Consider the following 22,899-nt stretch of genomic DNA (forward strand, 5'->3'; position numbering starts at 1 on the left):
GTGTGTCATCGGCGTGCCTTGCTGGGGCGGGCATAATGAATGTCCCGTTACAGTTTGTGAGATCCCAGCGTCCATGCGTCGTTCCGTCTCCCTGTTGGCCGCCTGCGCCACCACCCTGCTGCTCGGCGCCTGCGCCAGCACCTCCCCTGCCTCCACCCCGGCCGGCCTGAAGATCGCCGTCGACCCGGTCGCCCATCCGGCCGGCGAGACCCCGCAGTGGTGGTACCGCAGCGGTGCCGCCCAGGCTGCGGCCAATGGTGCGATGTCCGGCAAGGCGAAGAACGTCATCCTGTTCCTCGGTGACGGCATGAGCCTGACCACCGTGGCCGCCTCGCGCATCTACGAGGGCCAGCGCAAGGGCGGCTCCGGCGAGGAGAACCTGCTGTCCTGGGAACGCTTCCCGGCCACGGCGTTCAGCAAGACCTACAACACCGATTCGCAGACGCCTGATTCGGCCGGCACCATGACCGCCATCACCACCGGCGTGAAGACCCACATGGGCGCGATCGGCGTCAGTGCCGGAAGCCGCACCGACTGTGCCGACAGCCTGTCCAAGGGCCTGCTGACCTGGCTGCAGCTGGCCGACAGCGCCGGCCTGGCCACCGGCGTGGTCTCCACCGCCCGCCTGACCCATGCCACCCCCGCTGCCACCTACGCGCACTCGCCCGAGCGCAACTGGGAAAACGACACCGACCTGACTGAAGCGGCCAAGGCGGCCGGCTGCAAGGACATCGCCCAGCAGCTGCTGTCGACCTCGCGCTATGGGCGCGGTCCGCTTGTCGCCCTTGGTGGCGGCCGTGGTGAGTTCACCACCGTGGAAGAGCGCGACCCGGAATACGACGACAAGGTCGGCCAGCGCCTGGACGGCCGCAGCCTGGTCCAGGAATGGCAGCAGGCGCATCCGCAGGGTGCCTATGTCTGGAACAGCAAGCAGCTGGCCGCAGCCGCAAATGCGCCGGCCATCCTTGGCCTGTTCGAGCCGGACCACATGCGCTACGAGTACGAGCGCCCGCAGGATCCGGGCGGTGAGCCGAGCCTGGCCGAACTGACCGCAGCGGCGATCAAGAACCTTTCAAGGCACCCGGAAGGCTACGTACTGATGATCGAAGGCGCGCGCATCGACCACGCCAACCACAGCGGCAATGCCTACCGTGCACTGACCGAGACCGTGGCGCTGTCCGATGCGGTGCGCGTGGCCAACGAGCTGACCTCGGCCGACGACACCCTGATCATCGTCACCGCCGACCACTCGCACACGCTGAACTTCGTCGGCTACCCGGCACGCGGCAACCCGATCCTGGGCAAGGTGAAGGACAAGGGCGGCGAAGACGGCGCCGGCAAGCTGGACTACGCCCTGGACGGCACCGGCCAGCCGTACACCACGCTGAGCTACGCCAACGGCCCAGGCCACACCGGCAGCAGCAACCAGCAGCCGGCCGGGCCGAAGCGTTACCCGCACAACCCAAGCAGCTTCGAACCGGCCAACGGTCGCCCGAACCTGCGCGAGGTCGACACCGAGCATCCGGACTACATGCAGGAAGCGCTGGTGCCGATGAAGTCCGAATCGCATGGTGGTGAGGACGTCGGCATCTGGGCACGTGGCCCGGGCAGCAAGGCGATCCGCGGCACGCTGGAACAGAACGCGATCTACCACATGATCGTGCAGGCCACCCCGGCCCTGCGCGAGCGCCTGTGCCAGGCCGGCACCTGCGATGACAAGGGCGTGCCGGTGCAGTTGCCGGCACCGGCGGCCTTCGAACGCAAGGCCGAGGCAAAGTGATCGCGCGGCAGGCCCGCCCTGCCCCTGCCAGCGGCCGCCTTGCGCGGTCGCTGGCAATGCTTGGCGTGCTGGTCAGTGCCAATGCACAGGCACAGGCACCGGCATGCAAGCTGCTGACCGACGAACACGGGTTGTGGCCGCTCCCCAACTGCGAGGTGGTCGATCACCGGCTGAAGATCAGCGCCGATACGCTGAAGGACCTGAACTACGACGACCACGGCCTGGCCGTGGTGTATGCCGACCAGGGCTTCCACTACGTCGACCGCACGGGCCGCAGCCTGCCGGTGCTGACCTGGGACAACGGCCCGGAAACGCCGCAGGAAGGCCTGCTGCGCGGCCGCGTCGGCAGCCGCGTCGGCTACTTCGACCTGAAGTTCCGCCAGGTGGTGCCCGGCACCTTCGATTTCGCCTGGCCATTCCAGGATGGCGTGGCCGAGGTCTGCAACGGCTGCCGGCGCGGCACGCCGGATGCCGATGGCCACACGCCGATGGAAGGCGGAGAGTGGTTCCGCATCGACCGCTCGGGCCGCCGGGTGAAGTAGGGTTTCGGCAGGGCTGCGCCCTGCACCTGCCGAAGCCGAATCAAGATCAAAAGCGGCTCTGGTTTTCTGTGAGTTGGGCGGGACGGTGTGGCTGGTCAGGACACGCCGTAAACCCGTCCATGGGGGCTCGATGGCGCCATCCATGGCGCCAACGGTCCTGCCCACCCACACCGCCCCCCCCCCCCCGACAGATTTCCGGTGACGGTTGGACCATCCACGCCATGCGTGGATCAGATCTGTCAGATATCGAATTGAATCCGGGGTCAGATCCGTTTTCCTGCGGAAAACGGATCTGACCCCATCAACATGTCCAACAGACCGCAGGAAACTGTCGAAGGCGGGGTGGGTCCGGTTGCGGGGGGCGCTGCAAGTACGTCCATGTAAGCTCGGTCGCCGCATCCATGCGGCTCACGCCCCCGCAACCGGACCCACCGCGCCGACGCGCAGGAAACCAGCTTCTGCTGTTGCTTCGGCTCCTGCCGTGGCCGTGGCCTCTGCGGGTGCAGGGCGCAGCCCTGCCGAGCAACCCTATACTTGCCGGCGTGACTGCCTTCCCTGCCCTCGTTCCGCTCGATGCGCCGCTGCTGGTGGGCTACAGCGGTGGTGTCGACTCGACCGTGCTGCTGCACTGGCTGTGGCGCTGCGCACAGGCCTCCGGCACGGCGCTGCGTGCGGTGCACGTACACCATGGCCTGCAGGCCGATGCGGACGGCTGGGTGCTGCATTGCCAGCAGCAATGCGCGGCACTGGGCATTGAACTGGCCGTGCATCACGTGCAGATCGACAATCGCGCGGGCCTCGGCCTTGAAGGCGCGGCGCGGCAGGCGCGACGCGCCGCCTTCGCGGCCGAACTGCGCGACGGCGAAACGCTGGCACTGGCGCAGCACCAGGACGATCAGGCCGAGACCTTCCTGCTGCGTGCCCTGCGCGGTTCCGGTATTGACGGCCTGGCGGCGATGTCCGCACACAGCCACATTGGCGGGCATCCGTTATGGCGCCCCCTGCTGCCGGCAACGCGCAACGCGCTGCTCGACTACGCGCGCCAGCACGCGCTGCGCTGGATCGAAGACCCCAGCAATGGCCACGACCACGCCGATCGCAACTTCCTGCGCCTGCAGGTGCTGCCGTTGCTGCGCCAGCGCTGGCCGCATGCGGCTGCGGCATTGGCGGGCAGCGCAATGCACTGCGGGCAGACCCGTGCTCTGCTGGACGAGGAAGACGCCGAGCTGATCGCGCACCTGGAAGTGGCACCACGCGTGCTTTCGCTGCAGCTGCTGCGCCAGGTGTCACCGGGGCGTGCCGCGCGCGTGCTGCGCGCCTGGGTGATCGGCCACGGTGCCGCCCCACTGCCGGCCACGGTACTGCAGCAGGGTCTGCACGAACTGCTGCCGGCCAGCAACGATCGCCAGGCGCGGGTGCGCTGGCACGAGCATGCCATCCAGCAATGGCGCGATCACGCCTATCTGCTGCCCGCACAGCTGCCATCGCTGCCCCGCGGGTGGCAGGCCGAATGGGATGGGCGTGCCCCCCTGCCGCTGCCCGATGGTGGTCAACTGCGCCTGCGGGGCGCCGTGGCCTTCGAACGCCCGCTTCAGGTCCGTGCGCGCGTGGGCGGCGAGCGCATCGTGCTGCCCGGTCGCCCGCATTCGCATGCACTGAAGGACTGCCTGCAACGCGAGCACCTGGCCCCCTGGCGGCGCGCCCAGCTGCCGCTGATCTTCGATGGGCCACAGTTGCTCGCTGCCGCCGACGTGGTCATTGCGGCCCCTCTGCAAGCCTGGTTGCAGGCCCAGGATGCTCAGCTGCAGTGGCGTCCCGGCGGCTGGTGAATTGACCCCCGCGCGCAGCCCGTCCACACTTGCCGCATGGCCAAGAAGTCCCCCGAAAACGCCTCCCCGGTCGCCCAGTTCGAGCAGTCGCTCGAATCGCTGGAACAGCTGGTGGAGCAGATGGAAACCGGCGAGCTGAGCCTGGAAGCCTCGCTCAGTGCTTACGAACGCGGCGTCGGTCTGTACCGCCAGTGCCAGCAGGCGCTGGAACAGGCCGAACTGCGCGTGCGCCTGCTCAGCGATCCGGCGCAGCCGGAAACATCCGAGCCTTTCGATCCGCCCAGCCATGACGGCTGAGGTTCTGTTCGCGCGCTGGCGCGACCGTATCGAAAGCCAGCTCGACGCCGCCCTGCCCTCGCCCGCCGAAGCACCGCAGCGCCTGCACCAGGCCATGCGCTATTCGGTGCTGGGCGGTGGCAAACGCATGCGACCGCTGCTTGTGTACGCCAGTGGCCATCTGTTTGGCGCGCAGCCTGAACACCTTGACGCAGCGGCGATGGCCGTCGAGCTCATCCACGCCTATTCGCTGGTGCACGACGACCTGCCGGCGATGGACGATGACGCGCTGCGACGCGGCAAGCCGACCACCCACATCGCCTTCGACGAAGCCACCGCGATCCTGGCCGGTGACGCCCTGCAGACCCGCGCCTTCGGTCTGCTGGCCGATGCGCCGCTGCCGGCCACGCTGCGCGTGGCCTGCCTGCAGACCCTGGCCCACGCCTCCGGCGCTTCCGGCATGTGCGGTGGCCAGGCGCTGGACATCGACGCCACCGGCCAGCAGCAGACGCTGGCGGCACTGACCCGCATGCATGCGCTGAAGACCGGCGCGCTGATCCGCGCGGCAGTGCGCCTGGGCGCGCTGTGCGGCCAGGCCCACGAACCACAGCTGGCCCAGCTGGACGGCTTCGCCGACGCGCTCGGCCTGGCCTTCCAGGTCCGCGATGACATCCTCGATGTCGAAGCCAGTTCCGAACAGCTGGGCAAGACCGCCGGCAAGGACCAGGCGCAGGACAAGAGCACCTTCCCCGCGCTGCTCGGCATGGACGGTGCGAAGGCGCAGCTGCGCGAACTGGCCGCACGCATGCAGGCCACGCTGGCCGACTATGGCGAAGAAGCCGATGCGCTGCGCGCGCTGGCAACACTGGCGGTGGAACGCGATCACTGATCGCTGGCGTGACGTTGGCGCCAAACAGGAACGCCCGGCAATGCCGGGCGTTCCTGTTTGCGCACGCAGACGGTATTACTTGACCAGGCGCAGCGCGAACGGGTAGCGGTAGGCTTCGCCGTTGTTGGCCTTCACAGCGGCGATGATGCAGAACACCAGGTTCAGGATGCCGACGATCGGCGCCAGGATGCCGCCGATGATCACGATGGTCAGCACGATGCAGATCAGCATCGCAATGGTGATGGTGATCTGGAAGTTCAGCGCTTCCTTGGCCTGGTCTGTCACGAAGGACTTGCTGGCGTCATCCTTGTTGATCAGCCAGATGATCAGCGGGCCGATGAACCAGGTGAAGATGCCCAGCAGGTGCGCGGCCAGCGCCATCGTGCGCTGGTCGGCCGGGGCATTGGTGGTTGCCGGCGGCGGCGGGACGTTATCGAATTCACTCACGACAAAACTCCTTTTCATTGGGTGGTCTTGACCCACCAGCACCAAGCTGGATGCGTCAGGCGGGCATAGCTTACGCCATCGATGCCATCAATCATTACCGGCAATGGTCATCCGCCCCAGCAGGATCGAGCCGGTCCGGATGTGCGAGCGCGGGTCGACGTCGCTGCCGACCGCCTCGATGCTGCTGAACATCTCGCGCAGGTTGCCGGCGATGGTGATGCCGTCCACCGGGTACTGGATCTCGCCGTTCTCGACACGGAAGCCGCCGGCGCCGCGCGAATAGTCGCCGGTCACCCCGTTCACACCCTGCCCCATCAGCTCGGTCACCAGCAGGCCGTCACCCATCTGCCGGGCGATCTCTTCGAGCGAGCCGGCATTGGCCGCCAGCTGCAGGTTGTGCACGCCGCCAGCATTGGCGGTGGTCTGCAGGCCCAGCTTGCGCGCCGAATAGCTGCCCAGCACATAGCGCTGCAGCACGCCGTCACGGACCAGCGCCGAAGCACGGGTGGCCACGCCGTCGCCGTCGAAGGCGGCTGAGCGCAGGCCGCGGCGCAGGTGCGGCAGTTCGTCAATCTGCATCCACTCCGGGAACAGGCGCTGGCCGACGCTGTCCAGCAGGAAACTGGCCTGGCGGTACAAGGCGCCGCCGGACACTGCCGACAGCAGGTGGCCAACCAGGCTGCGCGCTACTTCCGGGGCGAACAGCACCGGCATGCTGCCAGTGGCCAACGAACGCGGCTGCAGGCGGGCGATGGTGCGCTCGGCGGCGCGACGGCCGACCAGGCCCACGTCTTCCAGGTCCCCCTGCGCCAGCGCGCTGGTGTACCAGCCATCGCGCTGCATGCCGTCGCCCTGCCCGGCGATCAGCGCGCAGCCGATAGAATGGTGGGTGCCGCGCTCACGGCCGAAGAAGCCGTGCGAATTGGCGTACACCGACAGGCTCTGCATGCTCGACACGGAAGCGCCATCGGAATTGCGGATCTGCGCATCGGCCTCGCGGCCAGCGGCCTCGCAAGCCAGGGCCAGGTCCACCGCCTCATCGGCCTGCAGCGCCCACGGGTGCCAGCCATCCAGGTCCGGGAAGTCGGTGGCCATCAGTGCGGCCTCGGCCAGGCCGGCGGCCGGGTCATCCTCGGTATGCCGTGCGATCGCGCAGGCCTGCTCGACCGTAGCGGCCAGGCTGGCCTCGTTCAGGTCGCCAGTGCTGGCACTGCCCTTGCGCTGCCCGAAATAGACGGTCACGGCGATGCCACGGTCACGGGTGGACTGCACGGTCTCGACCTCGCCGAGGCGGACATTGACCTCCAGGCCGCGGTCCTCGCTGCAGCTGACCTCGGCCTGGCTGGCGCCCAGCGCGCGGGCGCGGTCGAGCAGCTGCTGGGAGAGGTCGGCCAGCCGTTCCAGCCGGGCCAGGCTGTCGTCGCCGACGGCCACTTCAGGGGCGATCACGTTCAATGCTTTATCCTGTGCGGGTTGGGCCCGGCATCACGCCGGGCGACTTTTTTTGAAATCAGGTAGGGACGATGCGCGGACGCGACGAAGAAACCGGTGAATTCCACGACAAGAGCCGCAGCCAGAACCGGCGCGATGCACTCGACGTGCTGGCCCTGGGTGAGAAGCTGGTGTCGCTGACCCCGGCCCAGCTGGCGCGCCTGCCGATTCCGGAAGACCTGCTGCCGCACATCGCCGAGTGCAAGCGCATCACCGCCCACATCGCCCACAAGCGCCAACTGGCGTTCCTGGCCAAGCACATGCGCCGCGAAGAAGAGGCCACGCTGGATGCGATCCGCGATGCGCTCGACGCCAACAGCGAAACCGGCCGCCGCGAAGTGGCGATGATGCACCGTGTGGAAGACTGGCGCGACCGCCTGCTGGCCGAGGGAGACAAGGCGCTGGCCGCTCTGCTCGATGACTATCCGCAGGCCGACCGCCAGCAGCTGCGCACGCTGGTACGCAACGCGCAGGCCGAGAAGGCCAGGAACAAGCCGCCGCGCGCTTACCGCGAGATCTTCCAGGTGCTGCGCGGCCTGATGCTGCCAGCCGCGCTGGGCCTGAAGGCCGGCGCCGAAGACGCCGACCACATCGGGACCGGCAAGGCCGACGAGGACTGAGTCCCCGTCGGCCCGGGCGGTTGCTGTGGCCATCGCCACGCTCAGGCCTGGGTACCGCCGACGGTGATGCCCTCGATCAACAGCGAGGGCTGGCCGACACCCACGGGCACACTCTGCCCGTCCTTGCCGCAGATGCCCACGCCCTCGTCCAGGGCCAGGTCATTGCCGACCATGCGCACCTTCTGCATGGTTTCCGGGCCGTTGCCGATCAGGGTCGCGCCCTTCACCGGCGTGGTGATGCGGCCGTCCTCGATCAGGTAGGCCTCGGTGGCCGAGAACACGTACTTGCCATTGGTGATGTCGACCTGGCCACCGCCGAAGTTGACCGCGTACAGGCCCTTCTTCACCGAACGGATCATCTCCTGCGGGTCGTGCTCGCCGGCGCGCATGTAGGTGTTGGTCATGCGTGGCATGGTCAGGTGCGCGAACGATTCACGGCGCCCGTTGCCGGTCGGGGCCATGCCCATCAGCCGCGCATTGAGGCTGTCCTGCATGTAGCCGACCAGGATGCCGTCCTCGATCAGCGGGGTGCACTGGCTGGGGTGGCCTTCGTCGTCGATGTTCAACGAACCGCGGCGGCCGTCGAGGGTGCCGTCGTCGACGATGGTCACCCCCGGTGCCGCCACACGCTCGCCGATGCGGCCGGCGTAGACGCTGGTGCCCTTGCGGTTGAAGTCGCCTTCCAGGCCGTGGCCGACCGCTTCGTGCAGCAGCACGCCCGGCCAACCCGGGCCGAGCACCACCGGCATCATGCCGGCCGGCGCCGGCACCGCTTCCAGGTTCACCAGCGCCTGGCGCAGCGCTTCCTGGGCGAGGGCTTCGGGGCGGCCGCTGGCAAACAGGTCTTCGTAGCCATAGCGGCCACCGCCCCCGGCATAGCCGGACTCGCGACGGCCGTTGTGCTCGACGATCACCTGCACATTCAGGCGTACCAGCGGACGCACATCGGCCGCCAGCACACCGTCGCTGCGCGCGATCAGCACCGTATCGACGCCGCCGGACAGGCTCACCATCACCTGCTTCACGCGCGGGTCGGCGGCACGCAGGTAACCATCCAGGCGCTTGAGCACCTCGACCTTGGCTTCGTTGCCGATACCATCGATCGGGTCCAGCGCCGGGTACAGTGCACGCGCATTGCCGCGCAGCAGCGATCGCCCGGACTGCGCACCGCCCTCACGCGAGATCGCGCGCGCCGACTGCGCCGCCGCCAGCAGCGCGTCGGCATGGATGTCATCGGAGTACGCAAATCCGGTCTTCTCGCCGGAAATCGCACGTACGCCCACGCCCTGCTCGATGGAATGGGCACCGTCCTTGACGATGCCGTCTTCCACGCTCCAGCTCTCGCGGCGGGCGTGCTGGAAATAAAGGTCACCGAAGTCGACACCGGGGCCGAGCAACTGGCCGAAGGTGCGCTCCAGGCCAGCGGTATCCAGGCCGCCGGGGCGCAGCAGGCGGTCTTGGGCAAGCGTCAGGGCGATATCAGTCATGGTCTCGATCTGGGGGTGCGGGGGCGCTCAGGCAAGCCCCGTGAACAGGGAACCGCGCTCAGCGCGAGCGCGGCAGGTCGGTGACGGTCGGCGGAATGGCCGGTGCAGACGCCGGCTCGGGCGGTGATGGGGTCTTGTCGCGGCTGCGCTCGATCACTTCCACCTTAGGTTCCTTCCATGGACCGGTCACCTTGTAGGTTCGGGCGCCAATCTCGCCCAGCGGCTTGGACAATACCGCATTGGTGGCCGCGCCCAGCGCGGCCCCCACCGGGCCGCCGGCCACCGCACCGACCACGGTCAGCAGGTTGCCCGCGCGCGGGTTGACGTCGATGGTCTGGTCGAACCGCTGGTTGCGCAGGTCGGCCTGGCCACGGATGGTGATGTTGGCCGCCGGGCCTTCGATCAGCACCTTGTCGGTGCGCGCCATGCCCTGGCCGAACTGCATGCTGCCGTCGATCTGGTTGAACGCGAAGCCCTTGGAGAAGAAGTCGCGGAAGTCGAACATCAGGCGCCGCGGCAGCTGCGCGACGCTGAGCAGGCCCAGCACGCGGCCGGCGCCTGGCTCCAGCTCCAGCAGCTGGCCATTGCGCGCGTGCAGGTCGAGGCTGCCCTGCAGATTGCCCAGCTGGAAGTCCGACGGGCCTCCGCTCCACGAGGCCTGCAACTGCGCCTGGCCGGAACCGCCGCGCAACTGGCCACCGTAATCAAGATTCTGCATCAACCCACCCAGATCCTCACTGCGCACCTGTGCGGTCAACTCGGTACGGGCACCGCCGGTCCGGCCCAGCCAGCGACCGCTGATGTCGATCTCCTGGTCCGGCGCACGGAAACGCAGCTCATCCACGTTCAGGCCGTTGGCCAGCGGCCGCGTGCGCAGCACCGCCTGGCCCAGCACCACCTTGCCGAACTTCAGGTCGGCAATGTCCAGCGCGAACGGCGGCAGCTTGGCCGGGTCCATGTCGTTGGCACCGGCCTGTACCCGCGCCGGTGCAGCCGGCGCACCCGGTGCCGCCGGCAGTGACTGCCAGTGCACGCGGTCAAGCTGGCCACTGATCGTGCCACCGTCCGCATTGGGGACGGTCAGGCGTCCGGCCAGCGACGGGCCGTCCAGGCGCACATCCAGTGCCTGTGGACCCGGGTGCAGCTGCAGCCGGGTCTGCTCGAACACGCCGCCGATCAGCTTCAACTGGCCGACCTGGACGTCCACCGCTCGCAGCGGCATCGCATCGTCGTCACCGCCGCCCCGCGCCAGGCCGATCCACTCCAGCGCATCCAGGGTCGCGCTGCGGCCATTGACCGTCAGCCCGCTCGGCGGCGGCTCACGATCAACATGATCACTGCCCAACATGACCTGCACGCCGGTCTGGTTGTTGTGGCTGCGTGCGGCCAGGGCCAGGCGCTGGCCGAAGGCCACATCGATGCGGCCGGCGCCCATCGGCAACTGCGCGGCCACCGTGGTCGCCAGCGCTTCGGCGGCCGGCTTGTCCAGCGGTGCCGGCAGGTCCAGCCGCGTGCCGACCAGATCCGAACTCAACCGCAGTTCACTCGGCGGCGCGGGCGCCCCCGGGGCCACCTTGGGCAGGTTGACCGCGATGGTCCACGCTGAAGTGCCGGTGATGTAGGGCTTGAGCCAGGCCATTTCCGGTGCGCGGTCGATCAGTACGCCCGCATCAAGATGCGCCGTCAGCTTCGATTCGAAGGCCTGCGTGCTGTCCTGCACGTAGCCGCCAGCGCGCAGGCTCAGGCGGCCATCCTGGCCGAGGTGGCGCACCGCCAGTTCGTCGGCGCCGAAGCCGCCATTGCTGTAGCGCGCCTGCCCTCGCATGTTGTCGAAGGCCAGCTGGAAGCGCTTGTCGACCAGCTTCACGCCGGTCAAGTCGACCGTCCCCTGCAGATGACCACCGCCTTCATCGTGGTGCAGCGGCTGCAGCAGATCGAAAGTCACATGTGCCGGACCACTGGCGACCAGGTTGTCCAGGGTATCGCCATAGTCCTTGTGCAACGGGCTCTGGCGCAGCATCGCCAGCAGCTTGCCGGCCTCGCTCGGCGCGTCGGCGCGCACGTACAGCGGCTGGTGGCCGAAGTCCGGAATGCCGGCTTCGAATTTCTGCACCGCCACGCCCGCCAGGTCGCCACGTCCACGCATCTCGAAGCCGGGGCCGATGAAGGCGATGTCGGCATCGACCTGGCGCATCAGCGGCCAATCGTGCTGGAAGCGGATGTCGCCATTGCTGATGTGGCCGGTGGCCTCGAAGCGGCCATCGTTGTTGTCGAACGGCCAGTCGTCCAGGTCACCGGTGACCAGGCCGACACCGCCACGCACCTGGCCGCCGGCCAGTGCCATGTCCAGCCAGTCGGTGGCGCCCTTGCTCATCTTGGAGTGGATCCAGAAGCGCTTGGCTGCCGTCATCGGCACGTCGTCCAGCTTGGCGGCCAGCTGCAGCCACGGCCGCGTGCCGTCGCCCTGGAACCAGACGCCGCCGCGCACGTCGGCCGCGTAGTCGGTGCCCTCCACGCGCATCGCCGGCGTTCCGATCCGCCAACCGCCGCCCTCGTCGCGCCACCCCACGATCTGTCCGGCCAGATGCAGGTCATGCCGCACGCCAAAGCCGGTCGGCCAATCGAACTGCAGCTGCCGTTGCGGCTGCAGCTGCAGGCTGAAGCCATCGGCATCGCCTTCGAAACGCCCCCCGAGGCCGCGCAGGCCCGGAGAATTGCCGACGCTGGCAAAGCCCAGCGACTGCAGTTCGCCCTGTGCCCGCAACGGGCCATCACGCTCGCCGGCCAACTGCAATCGGCGCATCTCCAACTGCGGCCTGGACAGGAACAGCCAGCGCCGCAGTCCCGGTTCAAGGAGATTGCTCAGGGCCAGCCCTCGCAGCGCGGTGCCGGCCTGCACCGCACCGGCGTTCACCCGCAGCTGCTTGCCGATCTGCAGCTGCAGGCCATCGAGCTGCTGTGCGCCATCTTCGGTCTTCAGGCGCAGGCGCGGCACCTGCAACGCCCAGCCATCGGCCTGGCGCTGCCAGCGCAGGCGGGCCTGCAGCCGCTGCAGCTGCAGCTGCGGCGCTGCCACGCCGGGCATCGGTGCACCGTCGACGCGCACGTCCCGCAGGTCCGAATCGGTGGTCAGTGCGACCGGCGCGAAATCACGCAGGGTCAGCCACAGGTTCAGCTCGCCCTTGCCCTCGCGGAGGCGCACGCCGCCGGCCGCCAGCAAGGGCGACCAGGCATGGAAATCGACCGGGTCGGCGCCGAGCCAGGCCTGGCCGTTGCCGCGCGCACGGTCCACGTCCAGTACCGCCGTCAGCGGCAGCGCTTGCGCATCGGCCCAGGCGCGTACACCCACGCGCAGGCGATCACCATTGACCCGCATGCGCAGGTCGATGCGCGGCAGCGTGGTGTCGATGCCGATCCCCGGCGCGTGCACGCCCAGGCGGCCGCCGATCACCTGCAGCTCGCCGAGCCGGCGCAACGCATCCAGCGGATCCCCCCCGTTGTCGGATTGCGGCAGCCCGCGCACCGACCAGCGTCCGTCTTCGCCCTGCTGCAGGTCCAGGGCCAGGCCACGCAGGCGCAGTTCGGTCAGCGAGCGCCCGGGCAGCAGCCCGCTGTACATCGATACCAGCACCTCGGCCTCGCCGATCGCCAGGCCCTGCCCGGCACCGATGCGCAGGCCCTTCAGCTGCAGCAGCGGGCCACGACGGGTCCAGGTCGTCCGCAGCTGGTCAAAACGCACCGGCTGGCCAGCCCGCTCGCTCAGCCAGGCAGCGATCCTGTCGGGATGACGCTCGGCCAGCGGCAGCAGTTGGCTGAAGGTGCCCACCAGCAGTGCAAGCCCGACCAGGCCCACCGCACAGGCGGCAATGAAATGACGGCGGATCCTTCGCAGTCGCAGGCGCGGCGGCGCGCTCATCGGCCACCGCCGGCCTGCAGCCGGCGAGGATCAGAGCAGAACAACATCGAATTGCTCCTGCAGGTACTGCTCGTCCGCCTGGAAGCGGATGCTCTTGCCGAGAAATTCCTCCAGCTCAGCCACCGCCGAGGATTCCTCATCGGTGATGCGCGCGACCACCTTGGTCGACGCGATGACCAGCAGCCGCGCGGCATCAAACTGGCGCACGGCGCGGGTGATCTCGCGGAAGATCTCGTAGGTCACCGTCTCGGTGGTCTTGATGCTGCCGCGGCCGCTGCACTGCGGGCAGGTTTCCGACAGCTGGCGCTCCAGGCTTTCGACCGTGCGCTTGCGGGTCATTTCCACCAGGCCCAGCGGCGAGAAGTCGTACACCGTGGTCTTGGCATGGTCGCGGGCCAGCGCCTTTTCCAGCGTGCGCAGCACCTGGCGGCGATGCTCTGCATCATCCATATCGATGAAGTCGATGATGATGATGCCGCCCAGGTTGCGCAGCCGCAGCTGACGCGCCACTGCCTGCGCCGCTTCCAGGTTGGTGCGGAACACCGTCTCTTCCAGGTTGCGCTGGCCGAGGAACGAACCGGTATTGACGTCGATGGTGGTCATCGCCTCGGTCTGGTCGATCACCAGGTAGCCACCGGACTTGAGCGGCACCTGCTTGTCCAGCGCGCGGCCGATCTCGTCTTCCACGCCGAACATGTCGAAGATCGGGCGGTCGCCGGAATACAGCTCCAGCTTTTCGGCCAGCACCGGCATGTACTTGGCGACGAAGGCCTGCAACTGGCCGAACGTCTCCTTCGAGTCCACCTTCACCTTGTCCACGTCCTTGCGGATCAGGTCGCGCACGGACCGCAGCGGCAGGCTCAGGTCTTCATAGATGATGCTGCACGACGGCGCCTCGCGGCCGCGGCGCTCGACCACGTTCCACACGCGCGACAGGTAGGCGATGTCCTCGGCGATGGCCTCGGCCGGCTGCCCTTCGGCGTTGGTCCGCACGATGTAGCCGTAGCCACCGTGCTGGGCCGACAGTTCGGTCACCAGCGCCTTCAGGCGGGCGCGCTCGGTTTCGTCTTCGATGCGCGCCGACACGCCCACCACCTTGGACTGCGGCAGCAGCACCATGTAGCGCGAGGGAATGCTGATCTGCGTGGTCAGGCGCGCGCCCTTGGTGCCGATCGGGTCCTTCACCACCTGCACCACGATGTCCTGGCCGTCACGCAGCAGCTCGACGATCGGCACGCTGGCCGGCGGCGGCAGGGTGGTATTCTCGGTGTCGGCGCTGGCCACCGGCGCCGGCCGCACCACGTCGTTGGCGTGCAGGAACGCCGCGCGCTCCAGGCCGACTTCGACGAAGGCGGCCTGCATGCCGGGCATGACCCGCTGCACCTTGCCCTTGTAGATGTTGCCGACCACGCCACGGCGCCAACCGCGCTCGATGTGAAGTTCCTGCAGCATGCCGTTTTCGATCACCGCGACACGGGTCTCGCGCGGGGTCACATTGACCAGGATTTCCTCAGACATCGGCAGCCTCCCTGGCGGCATCGGCAGTGGGGACCGGCACGCCACAGCGCGCCAGCAGACGATCGGTATGCAGCAGCGGCAGCCCCATCACGCCGGAGTAGCTGCCGGAAAGGTGTTCGATCCAGCGTTCGGCCCCACCCTGGATGGCGTAGGCGCCGGCCTTGTCCAGCGGCTCGCCGGTGGCGACATAGGCGGCGATGTCGGCGGCATCGATCGGGGCGAAGGTCACTTCGGAAATGACCAGCTCGCTGTCCAGGCCGCCCGCGCCGACCACCACCACGGCGGTCATCACCTGGTGGGTGCGCCCGGCCAGCCGCGCCAGCATCGCCCGCGCGTCAGCGGCATCGACCGGCTTGCCGAAGACCTCGCCGTCCAGGACCACCTCGGTATCCGAACCAAGCACCCGCGCCTGCCGGTCGTCGGCCAGCACCCGGGCCAGCCCGGCGCGCGCCTTGTCGGCGGCGACCCGGCATACATACTGTTCGGCGCTTTCAGTGGCCGCGCGCTGCTCGACGACCTCCAGGTCAAGGGCCTGGAAGGGGCGTCCGAGTCGGGCCAGCAGCTGGTTGCGTCGGGGGGAGCGGGAAGCAAGATAGAGCATCGGCACAGCATAACCTGACGCCGCCACCTGAATCGTCGGCAACCCGTTACGGAACGCGTACAACCCCGAACAGGCTCACAGCGCGTTCATCGCTACGACACCACCCTCACCGGCACAACAAGGAGATCCCATGCGCCTGACCGCCACCCCGCTGCTGCTTGCCCTGTCCCTCGCCCTTGGAACCTCGATGACTGCTCATGCCGCTCCGTCGTCGCCGTCGATCGCCGCCGCGGCCGAAGGCACCCTGCTGAACATCTCGGCCAACGCCGACGCCACCCGCGTGCCGGACGTCGCCACCCTGTCGGCCGGTGTGGTCACCCAGGCTGCCGACGGCAACAGCGCCATGCGCCAGAACGCCCAGCAGATGGACAAGGTGCTGGCCGCGATCAAGGCCGCCGGCATCGCCGAGCGCGACGTGCAGACCAGCGGCGTCAGCCTCAACCCGCAGTACCGCTATGCCGACAATGAGGCACCGAAGATCACCGGCTACCAGGCCAGCAACACGGTCAGCCTGAAGGTCCGCGACATCGCCAAGCTCGGCAAGGTGCTCGACGCGCTGGCCGCGCAGGGGGCCAACCAGATCAACGGTCCGCAGTTTGAGATCGACCAGCCCGAACCGGTCTATGACGAAGCCCGCCTGGCCGCCCTGAAGAAGGCCCAGGCCCGCGCCCAGACCTATGCCAGATCGCTGGGCCTGCAGGTGCGCCGCATCGTCAGCATCTCTGAAAACAGCAACGGCGGTTTCCGCCCGATGCCGATGATGCGCACCATGGCCGCCGGCGCGGCGATGGACAAGGCTACCCCGGTCGCACCGGGTGAATCGACCGTCTCGGTCAACCTGGACGTGGTGTTCGAACTGGGCCGCTGATCGCGCCCGGCACGGCCGACACAGGCGGGTCCCGCAGGGGCCCGCCTTTTTCGTGTATTCCGGCGGCGTTGGCTGAAGGCCAGCCCAACGCGCATGCCCCTGCCTCTAGGCAGTGGCCGCCATGCCGCGCTACTGATGGACTGCCAGCCGCGTGCGGCAACCCCGCCACGGACCCTGGTGCGTTGAGGACTTCGTCACTGGCATGGAGGTGGACCATGGTTCGTACCTATCCCGTTGCATCCCCGCACTTCGACCCCGCCCGCGTAGCCGCCTGGAGTGCAGCGATCGCCCTGCACCTGCTGGCCTTCCTGTTGCTGCTCATCCCTGCGACCTACCAGGCCGTGCAGGCCCCGCGTGAAAAGACGCCGGTCCGGCTGATCGAGAAGATCCCGCCACCGCCGGCGCCGCCGGTTCCGGTCCCGCCAAAAGAGATCGTCCAGGTGGTACCGAAGCCGCGGACGCAGCCGGTGGTACCGCCACTGCCCGCACCCACCGCGACCGTGGAAGAGACCCAGGGCATCGCATTGCCGGCCGCCGAACCGGCTCCGCCGCAATTGGCGCCCAGCATCGACACCTCCACCCCGTTGGCCGGCGCCCAGCTGCAGTACCGCAGCGCTCCGCCGCCGACCTATCCGATCCAGTCCCTGCGCAACCACGAACAGGGCACGGTGCTGTTGCGGGTGGAAGTGGACACCCGTGGCCAGCCGGTCGCGGTCAGCGTCGAGCGCAGCAGCGGCTCGCGCAACCTGGACCAGGCCGCCCGCCAGCAGGTGCTCAAGCACTGGCGCTTCGAGCCTGCCCAGCGTGACGGCGTGGCGGTTCCGGCCATCGGCATGGTGCCGGTGCAGTTCTCGCTGCCGGACTGAGCGTCCCACCGGCCCGGCCCCGCGCCGGGCCGGCCCCTGCCACTGCCCGACAAATGCGGACATGCCCGGGCCAAGCGTTACTGATTAAGCAAAAATTCACGTCTTCGTCACCTGCTGGAAACCTAGATTGGCGCGTCCCGGTATCGATCCGGCGACAGCCCTCAACGCTACGGTTTTCCAGTTAGGAGAGAAGCTGTGAAACACCCGATCCAACGGCCCGCCAGCCGCCGCCGCACCACCCTGGCATCGTCCATCACCCATATCCTTGCTGGCAGCACCCTGCTGCTGGTCGGCGCCGTGGCTTCTTCCTCAGCCTTTGCACAGGAGCAGGCCACCAACCTCGACCGCATCACGGTCACCGGCTCCAACATCCCGCGCACCAACACCGAGACACCGTCGCCGGTGCAGGTGGTGACCCGCCAGGAAATCGACCGCACCGGCAAGACCACGGTCGCCGAGTACCTGCAGACCCTGACCGCCGACGGCGCAGGCTCCATTCCCAAGACCTTCGGCAACGGCTTCGCCGGTGGCGGCGCCGGCATCTCGCTGCGCGGCCTGGGCGCCGGCTCGACGCTGGTGCTGTTGAACGGCCGCCGCATGGCCACCTACGGCCTGGCCGATGACGGCCAGAAGGTCTTCACCGACCTCAGCACCATCCCGCTCGATGCCGTCGAGCGCGTGGAAGTGCTCAAGGACGGCGCCTCGGCGATCTATGGCTCCGACGCCATCGCCGGCGTCGTCAACATCATCCTGCGCAGCGACTTCCAAGGCGCCATCCTGCGCGGTTCCTACGGCATTTCCGGTGACGGCGATGGCGACGCGAAGAAGGCGACCCTCACTGCCGGCACCGGCGACCTGTCCAGCGATGGCTGGAATGCGTTCTTCAGCCTGGACGTCGGCAAGACCGACGCGATCAAGATCAGCGACCGCAAGAACCGCAAGTGGATCGGCACCGGCGATATCCGGCGCTGGGGTTACGACGCTGCAGACGCGCAGTTCCTGGGCGGTGCCTACCTGTCGGGCGGTACCGCCGGCGGCGTGGGTCCCAATGGCTCGGTGTTCGATGCCACCGGCCATCTGGTTGCCCTGCCGGGCTGCGCCGGGCTGACCACGATTCCCGGGCAGAGTGACGCGACCGCGCAGGCCCAGGGTTGCCTGTGGGATCCGGCGCAGCAGTACCGCGACCTGAGCCCGGAAGAGAAGTACGTGAACGTGTTCGGCCGCGCCAGCTTCGCGTTTGGTGAAGGCGGCGAGGTCTATACCGAGATCGGTTACTCGAAGAAGGAAACGATCTTCAGCAATACGCCATCCGGCGTATCCGGCGGCTGGGGCTACCCTGGCGGCCCGGTCAACGCCAACAGCGGTGCCGGTGCGACCCAGCTGTATGCAGGTCATCCGGACAACCCGCTGCCCACCGCGGCCCGCCTGCGTTACAGCGCGTGGGACGTGGGCCCGCGCGTGACCGACAATACCAATGAGTTCAACCGCTTCCTGGTGGGTGTCAAGGGCAACTGGGGCGACTGGAGCTACGACACCGCCTACCTGCATTCCGGCACCGACCTGGTCAACAAGCGCACGGGTTTCCTGCGTTATGACGCAGTACGCTGCGTGCTGGGCAATCCGGCCTGCCCCTATGGCACCTGGCGCATCGGCGACAATGCCTCGCAGACGCCGCAGTCGGTCTACGATGCCATCAGCCCGACCATCAGCGCGCGTGCCAAGTCGAGCCTGGACATGTTCGACTTCACCATCTCGCGCAGCCTGATGGATCTCAAGGGCGGTCCGCTGGGCCTGGCCTTCGGTACGGAGTGGCGCAAGACGAGCAACAGCCTGACGCCGCAGACCTTCACCGATATCGGCCAGATCATCGGCCTGGGCTACTCGGCCTACGACGGCACGCAGAATGTGTATGCCGGCTACGCCGAACTGTCCGCACCGGTGCTGGAGCAGTTGGAGCTGAGCGCTGCGGTCCGCTACGACAAGTACGAAAGCGGCGAAGGCAAGGCCACGCCGAAGCTGGGCGTGAAGTGGACCCCGGCCGACTGGATCGCACTGCGCGCCAGCTACGCTGAAGGCTTCCGTGCGCCGAACCCGGCCGAGAACGGTGACGGTGGCCTGGCCGCTTTCTCCAACGCCCGCGATCCGGTGCGTTGCGCCATCGACCCGGCCAACGAATGCACCGCGCGCTCAGTGGCGATCATCACGCGGCCGAACAAGGACCTGAAGCCGGAAGAGTCCAAGAGCTACTCGGTGGGCATCGTGCTGCAGCCAACCTCGACCACCTCGCTGACTGTGGATGCGTGGGAAATCAAGCGCACCAACGAAATCGCGCAGGGCAGCACGGCCGACGCCATCGCCGCGGGCAACGTTCTCCGCGATGCCAACAACATCGGCGGAGTCGCCAACAGCGGCACCATCCTGGCCGTCAATACCGCCTACGTGAATGCCAACTCCTCGCGCGTCCGCGGTATCGACACCGACATCCGCCAGACCTTCGACATCGGCCCGGGCCAGCTGGAAATGGACCTGCAGTGGAGCCACGTGCTCAAGTTCGAGCGCACCGAGGGTGATACCACCGTCGACTATGTGGGCACCCACGGCAACTGCGACGTGACCAACTGCATCGGCACGCCGAAGGACCGCATCAACTTCGGCACCACCTGGAAGCAGGGCCCGTGGAGCATCAGCGGCGTGGCCAACTACATCAGCAAGCTGGAGAACAAGGACCGCCGCGGCGGTGACTACCTGGCCTTCTATGAAGACGGCGAGCCGGTAGAGAAGATCTCCTCGTTCACCACCTTCGATCTGTCCGGCCGCTGGAACATCACCGAAGCCTTCGAGCTGAACGCTTCGGTGCAGAACGTGTTCGACCGCATCGCGCCGCTCGACCCGAGCACTTACGGTGCAGTCAATTACAACCCGCTGCACTTCAGTGGTGCGATTGGCCGCTACTTCACTGTCGGCGCCAAGTACACGTTCAAATAATCCCGCTGCTGTGTTTGCTTCGAAGGCCCGGGCTGTTGCCCGGGCCTTCGTCGTTTCCTGGCTGTTCGTTGTCCATGCCGGCTCCCGCACACCCGGCCTTGCAGCCATGTTCACGAGTACATGGCTAGGGTGTGCTCGCGGCATCCGGGCCGCAGGGGATCTCAATGGCCACGACATCGCAACGCCTCGGCCTGCCGGCGTTGACTGCACTGGTAGTCGGCTCGATGGTCGGCGCCGGCATCTTCTCATTGCCGCAGAACGTTGCCCGCAGTGCCGGCCCGGCCGCCGCGATGATCGGCTGGGCGCTGAGCGGTGCGGGCATGCTGATGCTGGCCTTCGTGTTCCAGGCCCTGGCCAACCGCCGTCCGGACCTGGACACCGGCATCTACGCATATGCACGCGAAGGCTTCGGCAACTACATCGGCTTCTCCGCGGCGTGGGGCTACTGGGTCGCTTCGGTACTGGGCAATGCCAGCTTCTTCGTGCTGATCTTCAGCGGCCTGGGCCATTTCATGCCGGTGTTCGGCGAAGGCAACACGCCAGCCGCCGTGGCCGCTTCGTCCGTACTGTTGTGGACCGTCCACCTGCTGGTGCTGCGCGGCCTGCGCACAGCAGCCATCGTCAACGGCCTGGTGACAGTGGCCAAGCTGCTGCCCATCGCACTGTTCCTGGTGCTGGCCGCCGGCGCGTTCCGCATGGAGGTGTTCCGCGCCGACTTCTTCGGCACGCCTGCGCTCGGCGACCTCGGCCAGCAACTGCGCGGCATGATGCTGGTCACCGTGTGGGTGTTCATCGGCATCGAAGGCGCCAGCATCTATTCGCGGCGAGCCGCGCGCCGTGCCGACGTCGGCCGTGCCACGGTGATCGGTTTCCTGGGGGTCTGGCTGCTGCTGGTCCTGGTCAGCCTGCTGTCGATGGGCGTGCTGTCGCAGGCCGAACTGGCCGGGCTGCCCAACCCGTCGATGGCCTACGTGCTGCGCGCCATCGTCGGCGAATGGGGCGCGACGGTGATCATCGCCGGTTCGATCATTTCGGTGCTGGGCGCGCTGCTGGCCTGGGTGCTGCTGTGTGCCGAAGTGCTGTATGCCGCCGCTGGCGACGGCACGATGCCCGCCTTCCTGGGACGCGAGAATGCGCGTGGCGTGCCGGCCAATGCATTGTGGTTGAGCAACGGGCTGATCCAGCTGTTCCTGCTGCTGGTGCTGTTCAATGCGGGCAGCTACACCGGCCTGGTGCTGCTGGCCGCATCGATGAGCCTGGTGCCCTACTTCCTGTCCACCGCGTTCGGCGTGCAACTGGCCTGGCGCGGGCAGTCCTACGCGGGTGAGCCACGCGAGCGCTGGCGCGATTTCGTCGTCGCGCTGCTGGCCAGCGCCTACGCGCTGTGGCTGGTGTATGCCGGCGGCCTGAACAACCTGCTGCTGTCGGTGCTGCTGTACGTGCCCGGCGTTGTTCTGTTTGCGCAGACCCGGCGCCAGCGCGGCGAGCCGGTTTTCACGCGCTGGGAGTGGGCGCTGTTCGGCGCGATCCTGGCAGTAGCGATCGCCACGCTGGCAGCGTTCTGGAAGGGCCGGATCACGCTGTAGCGCCGAGCGCGTGCCCGGCTTGGAGGATGCAGCCGAGCATGGGCTCGCCGCCACAACACGGCAAAAAAAAACCTGCATCTCGCGATGCAGGTTTTGCAAGGTGGCGCCCGAAGTTGGACTCGAACCAACGACCCCCTGATTAACAGTCAAGTGCTCTAACCGGCTGAGCTATTCGGGCAGACGACTAGTATAACCACTCTTCACGCGCGATGGTAGGGGTGATTGGCAATCATTGCGGCAGCCCGATACAGCTGCTCGGCCACCACCAGACGCACCAGCATGTGCGGCAGCGTCAGCGGTCCGATCGACCACTTTTCGTCGGCCAGCGCGGAGACCTCTGGCGAATGCCCTTCCGGGCCACCGATCAGGAACGCCAGGTCCCGGCCCTGCCCGCGCCAATGCTCCAGGCGCTGCGCCAGCTGCTCGGAACTCAACTGCCGCCCCGGCACGTCCAGTGCCACCACGTAAGCGTTCTTCGGCAGCGCGGCGATGACCCGCTTGCCTTCATCCTCGGTGGCACGGCGCGGATCGCGCCCCTTGCCGCGCAGGCCGGGTTCGATTTCCACCAGCTCGAACGGCAGCCAATGCGACAGCCGCTTCTGGTATTCGGCGAACCCCTGCGCGACCCAGCTGGGCGCGCGTTCACCGGTGGCGATCAGGCGGGCTTTCATCAACGGTCCTCCAAAACGTCGACGGCGCCATCGGCGCCGTCGAAGGGATGCGTCAACGTGCGGCTCAGGCCACTTCGTCGTCGCTGGACGGCGGCTGGTCGCCGACGGTCCACAGGCGCTCGAGCGCGTAGAACTCACGCACGCGCGGCAGCATCACGTGGACGATCACGTCGCCCAGATCGACCAGCACCCACTCCGCTTCGCGCTCGCCTTCAACACCCAGCGGCATCACGTCGATGTTCTTGGCGAAGCGCACGACTTCATCGGCAATCGACTTGACGTGGCGGGTCGAAGTGCCCGAAACGACGATCATGTAGTCGGCAACGCTGGACCGGCCGCGCACGTCGATCTCGACCAGGTCCTTGGCCTTCAGGTCTTCGGTGGCTTGGCGGACGCTGGCCAGCAGTTCCGGCACGGACGGCGGCGGGCTGGGCAGATCGACCTTGATGGTCTGGGGCTGGGTCTGGTTGCTCAAAATGGATCGACTCGATAAACGTGGGGGCGATTATACGGGGATGGCGCGGCCG

At 67.8% G+C, this 22,899-nt stretch carries 18 protein-coding genes and 1 tRNA gene; 10 read left to right on the forward strand and 9 right to left on the reverse strand.

Annotation, left to right across the window (positions count from 1 at the left end):
* The first annotated feature begins 73 nt into the window (after positions 1-73).
* From ACSDHM_RS13080 to ACSDHM_RS13100, 5 genes are all read left to right on the forward strand, one after another.
* Positions 74-1,780, forward strand: coding sequence for an alkaline phosphatase (locus ACSDHM_RS13080; RefSeq protein ID WP_227836925.1), 1,707 nt, complete (start codon positions 74-76; stop codon positions 1,778-1,780).
* Positions 1,777-2,322, forward strand: a complete 546-nt coding sequence (locus ACSDHM_RS13085; RefSeq protein ID WP_188240763.1) for a WG repeat-containing protein — start codon at positions 1,777-1,779, stop codon at positions 2,320-2,322. Before ACSDHM_RS13080 ends, ACSDHM_RS13085 begins: the two co-directional genes overlap by 4 nt.
* 542 nt (positions 2,323-2,864) lie before the next feature.
* Entirely contained in the window at positions 2,865-4,151 is a 1,287-nt protein-coding gene (tilS, locus tag ACSDHM_RS13090; RefSeq protein WP_181357781.1) for a tRNA lysidine(34) synthetase TilS, read from the forward strand.
* Positions 4,152-4,187: 36 nt separating this feature from the next.
* Positions 4,188-4,448, forward strand: a complete 261-nt coding sequence (locus tag ACSDHM_RS13095; RefSeq protein WP_188240762.1) for an exodeoxyribonuclease VII small subunit — start codon at positions 4,188-4,190, stop codon at positions 4,446-4,448.
* The gene (locus ACSDHM_RS13100; RefSeq protein WP_072168525.1) at positions 4,438-5,316 is read left to right on the forward strand and encodes a polyprenyl synthetase family protein; all 879 of its coding nucleotides are present in this window, start codon (positions 4,438-4,440) and stop codon (positions 5,314-5,316) included. The genes ACSDHM_RS13095 and ACSDHM_RS13100 overlap by 11 nt, the downstream gene beginning before the upstream one ends.
* A gap of 75 nt (positions 5,317-5,391) precedes the next feature.
* Here ACSDHM_RS13100 and ACSDHM_RS13105 read toward each other — a convergent pair whose 3' ends face one another.
* Positions 5,392-5,763 (reverse strand): DUF4870 domain-containing protein, encoded by a 372-nt coding sequence (locus ACSDHM_RS13105; RefSeq protein ID WP_005418071.1) that lies wholly within the window; start codon positions 5,761-5,763, stop codon positions 5,392-5,394.
* A gap of 87 nt (positions 5,764-5,850) precedes the next feature.
* Positions 5,851-7,218 (reverse strand): metalloprotease PmbA, encoded by a 1,368-nt coding sequence (pmbA, locus tag ACSDHM_RS13110; protein ID WP_072168526.1) that lies wholly within the window; start codon positions 7,216-7,218, stop codon positions 5,851-5,853.
* Positions 7,219-7,286: 68 nt separating this feature from the next.
* Between pmbA and yjgA the strand changes: the two genes are divergently transcribed.
* Positions 7,287-7,874 (forward strand): ribosome biogenesis factor YjgA, encoded by a 588-nt coding sequence (yjgA, locus tag ACSDHM_RS13115; RefSeq protein WP_072168527.1) that lies wholly within the window; start codon positions 7,287-7,289, stop codon positions 7,872-7,874.
* A 41-nt stretch (positions 7,875-7,915) separates the two neighbouring features.
* Here yjgA and tldD read toward each other — a convergent pair whose 3' ends face one another.
* Genes tldD through ACSDHM_RS13135 form a run of 4 tightly spaced genes read right to left on the reverse strand, consistent with a single transcriptional unit; the run spans position 7,916 to position 15,396 of the window.
* Positions 7,916-9,361, reverse strand: coding sequence for a metalloprotease TldD (tldD, locus tag ACSDHM_RS13120; RefSeq protein ID WP_072168528.1), 1,446 nt, complete (start codon positions 9,359-9,361; stop codon positions 7,916-7,918).
* A gap of 58 nt (positions 9,362-9,419) precedes the next feature.
* A complete protein-coding gene (locus ACSDHM_RS13125; protein ID WP_227836923.1) occupies positions 9,420-13,277 on the reverse strand; it encodes a YhdP family protein in 3,858 nt (1,285 codons plus the stop codon).
* A gap of 30 nt (positions 13,278-13,307) precedes the next feature.
* Positions 13,308-14,795: a ribonuclease G gene (gene rng, locus ACSDHM_RS13130; RefSeq protein WP_005418079.1), complete on the reverse strand. Its 1,488-nt coding sequence runs from the start codon at positions 14,793-14,795 to the stop codon at positions 13,308-13,310.
* The gene (locus tag ACSDHM_RS13135; protein ID WP_072168530.1) at positions 14,788-15,396 is read right to left on the reverse strand and encodes a Maf family nucleotide pyrophosphatase; all 609 of its coding nucleotides are present in this window, start codon (positions 15,394-15,396) and stop codon (positions 14,788-14,790) included. Before ACSDHM_RS13135 ends, rng begins: the two co-directional genes overlap by 8 nt.
* 130 nt (positions 15,397-15,526) lie before the next feature.
* Between ACSDHM_RS13135 and ACSDHM_RS13140 the strand changes: the two genes are divergently transcribed.
* The 4 genes from ACSDHM_RS13140 to arcD all read left to right on the forward strand — a co-directional run bounded on the left by ACSDHM_RS13140 (position 15,527) and on the right by arcD (position 21,701).
* Complete coding sequence (locus ACSDHM_RS13140; RefSeq protein ID WP_072168531.1) at positions 15,527-16,264, forward strand: SIMPL domain-containing protein; 738 nt, start codon at positions 15,527-15,529, stop codon at positions 16,262-16,264.
* A 215-nt stretch (positions 16,265-16,479) separates the two neighbouring features.
* A complete protein-coding gene (locus ACSDHM_RS13145; protein ID WP_072168532.1) occupies positions 16,480-17,130 on the forward strand; it encodes an energy transducer TonB in 651 nt (216 codons plus the stop codon).
* Between the two features lie 195 nt (positions 17,131-17,325).
* Positions 17,326-20,115, forward strand: a complete 2,790-nt coding sequence (locus ACSDHM_RS13150; RefSeq protein ID WP_061479655.1) for a TonB-dependent receptor — start codon at positions 17,326-17,328, stop codon at positions 20,113-20,115.
* Between the two features lie 164 nt (positions 20,116-20,279).
* On the forward strand, positions 20,280-21,701 hold the full coding sequence (arcD, locus tag ACSDHM_RS13155) for an arginine-ornithine antiporter (RefSeq protein WP_072168533.1): 1,422 nt from the start codon (positions 20,280-20,282) through the stop codon (positions 21,699-21,701).
* A gap of 101 nt (positions 21,702-21,802) precedes the next feature.
* Here the strand turns inward: arcD and ACSDHM_RS13160 are convergent.
* From ACSDHM_RS13160 to rsfS, 3 genes are all read right to left on the reverse strand, one after another.
* A tRNA-Asn gene (locus ACSDHM_RS13160) sits at positions 21,803-21,879 on the reverse strand.
* A gap of 22 nt (positions 21,880-21,901) precedes the next feature.
* Complete coding sequence (gene rlmH / locus ACSDHM_RS13165) at positions 21,902-22,372, reverse strand: 23S rRNA (pseudouridine(1915)-N(3))-methyltransferase RlmH (protein WP_005418108.1); 471 nt, start codon at positions 22,370-22,372, stop codon at positions 21,902-21,904.
* Positions 22,373-22,436: 64 nt separating this feature from the next.
* Complete coding sequence (gene rsfS, locus ACSDHM_RS13170; RefSeq protein ID WP_005418109.1) at positions 22,437-22,847, reverse strand: ribosome silencing factor; 411 nt, start codon at positions 22,845-22,847, stop codon at positions 22,437-22,439.
* Positions 22,848-22,899 lie beyond the last annotated feature (52 nt).

The organism is Stenotrophomonas sp. T8 (assembly GCF_051853085.1).
Lineage (GTDB): Bacteria > Pseudomonadota > Gammaproteobacteria > Xanthomonadales > Xanthomonadaceae > Stenotrophomonas > Stenotrophomonas sepilia.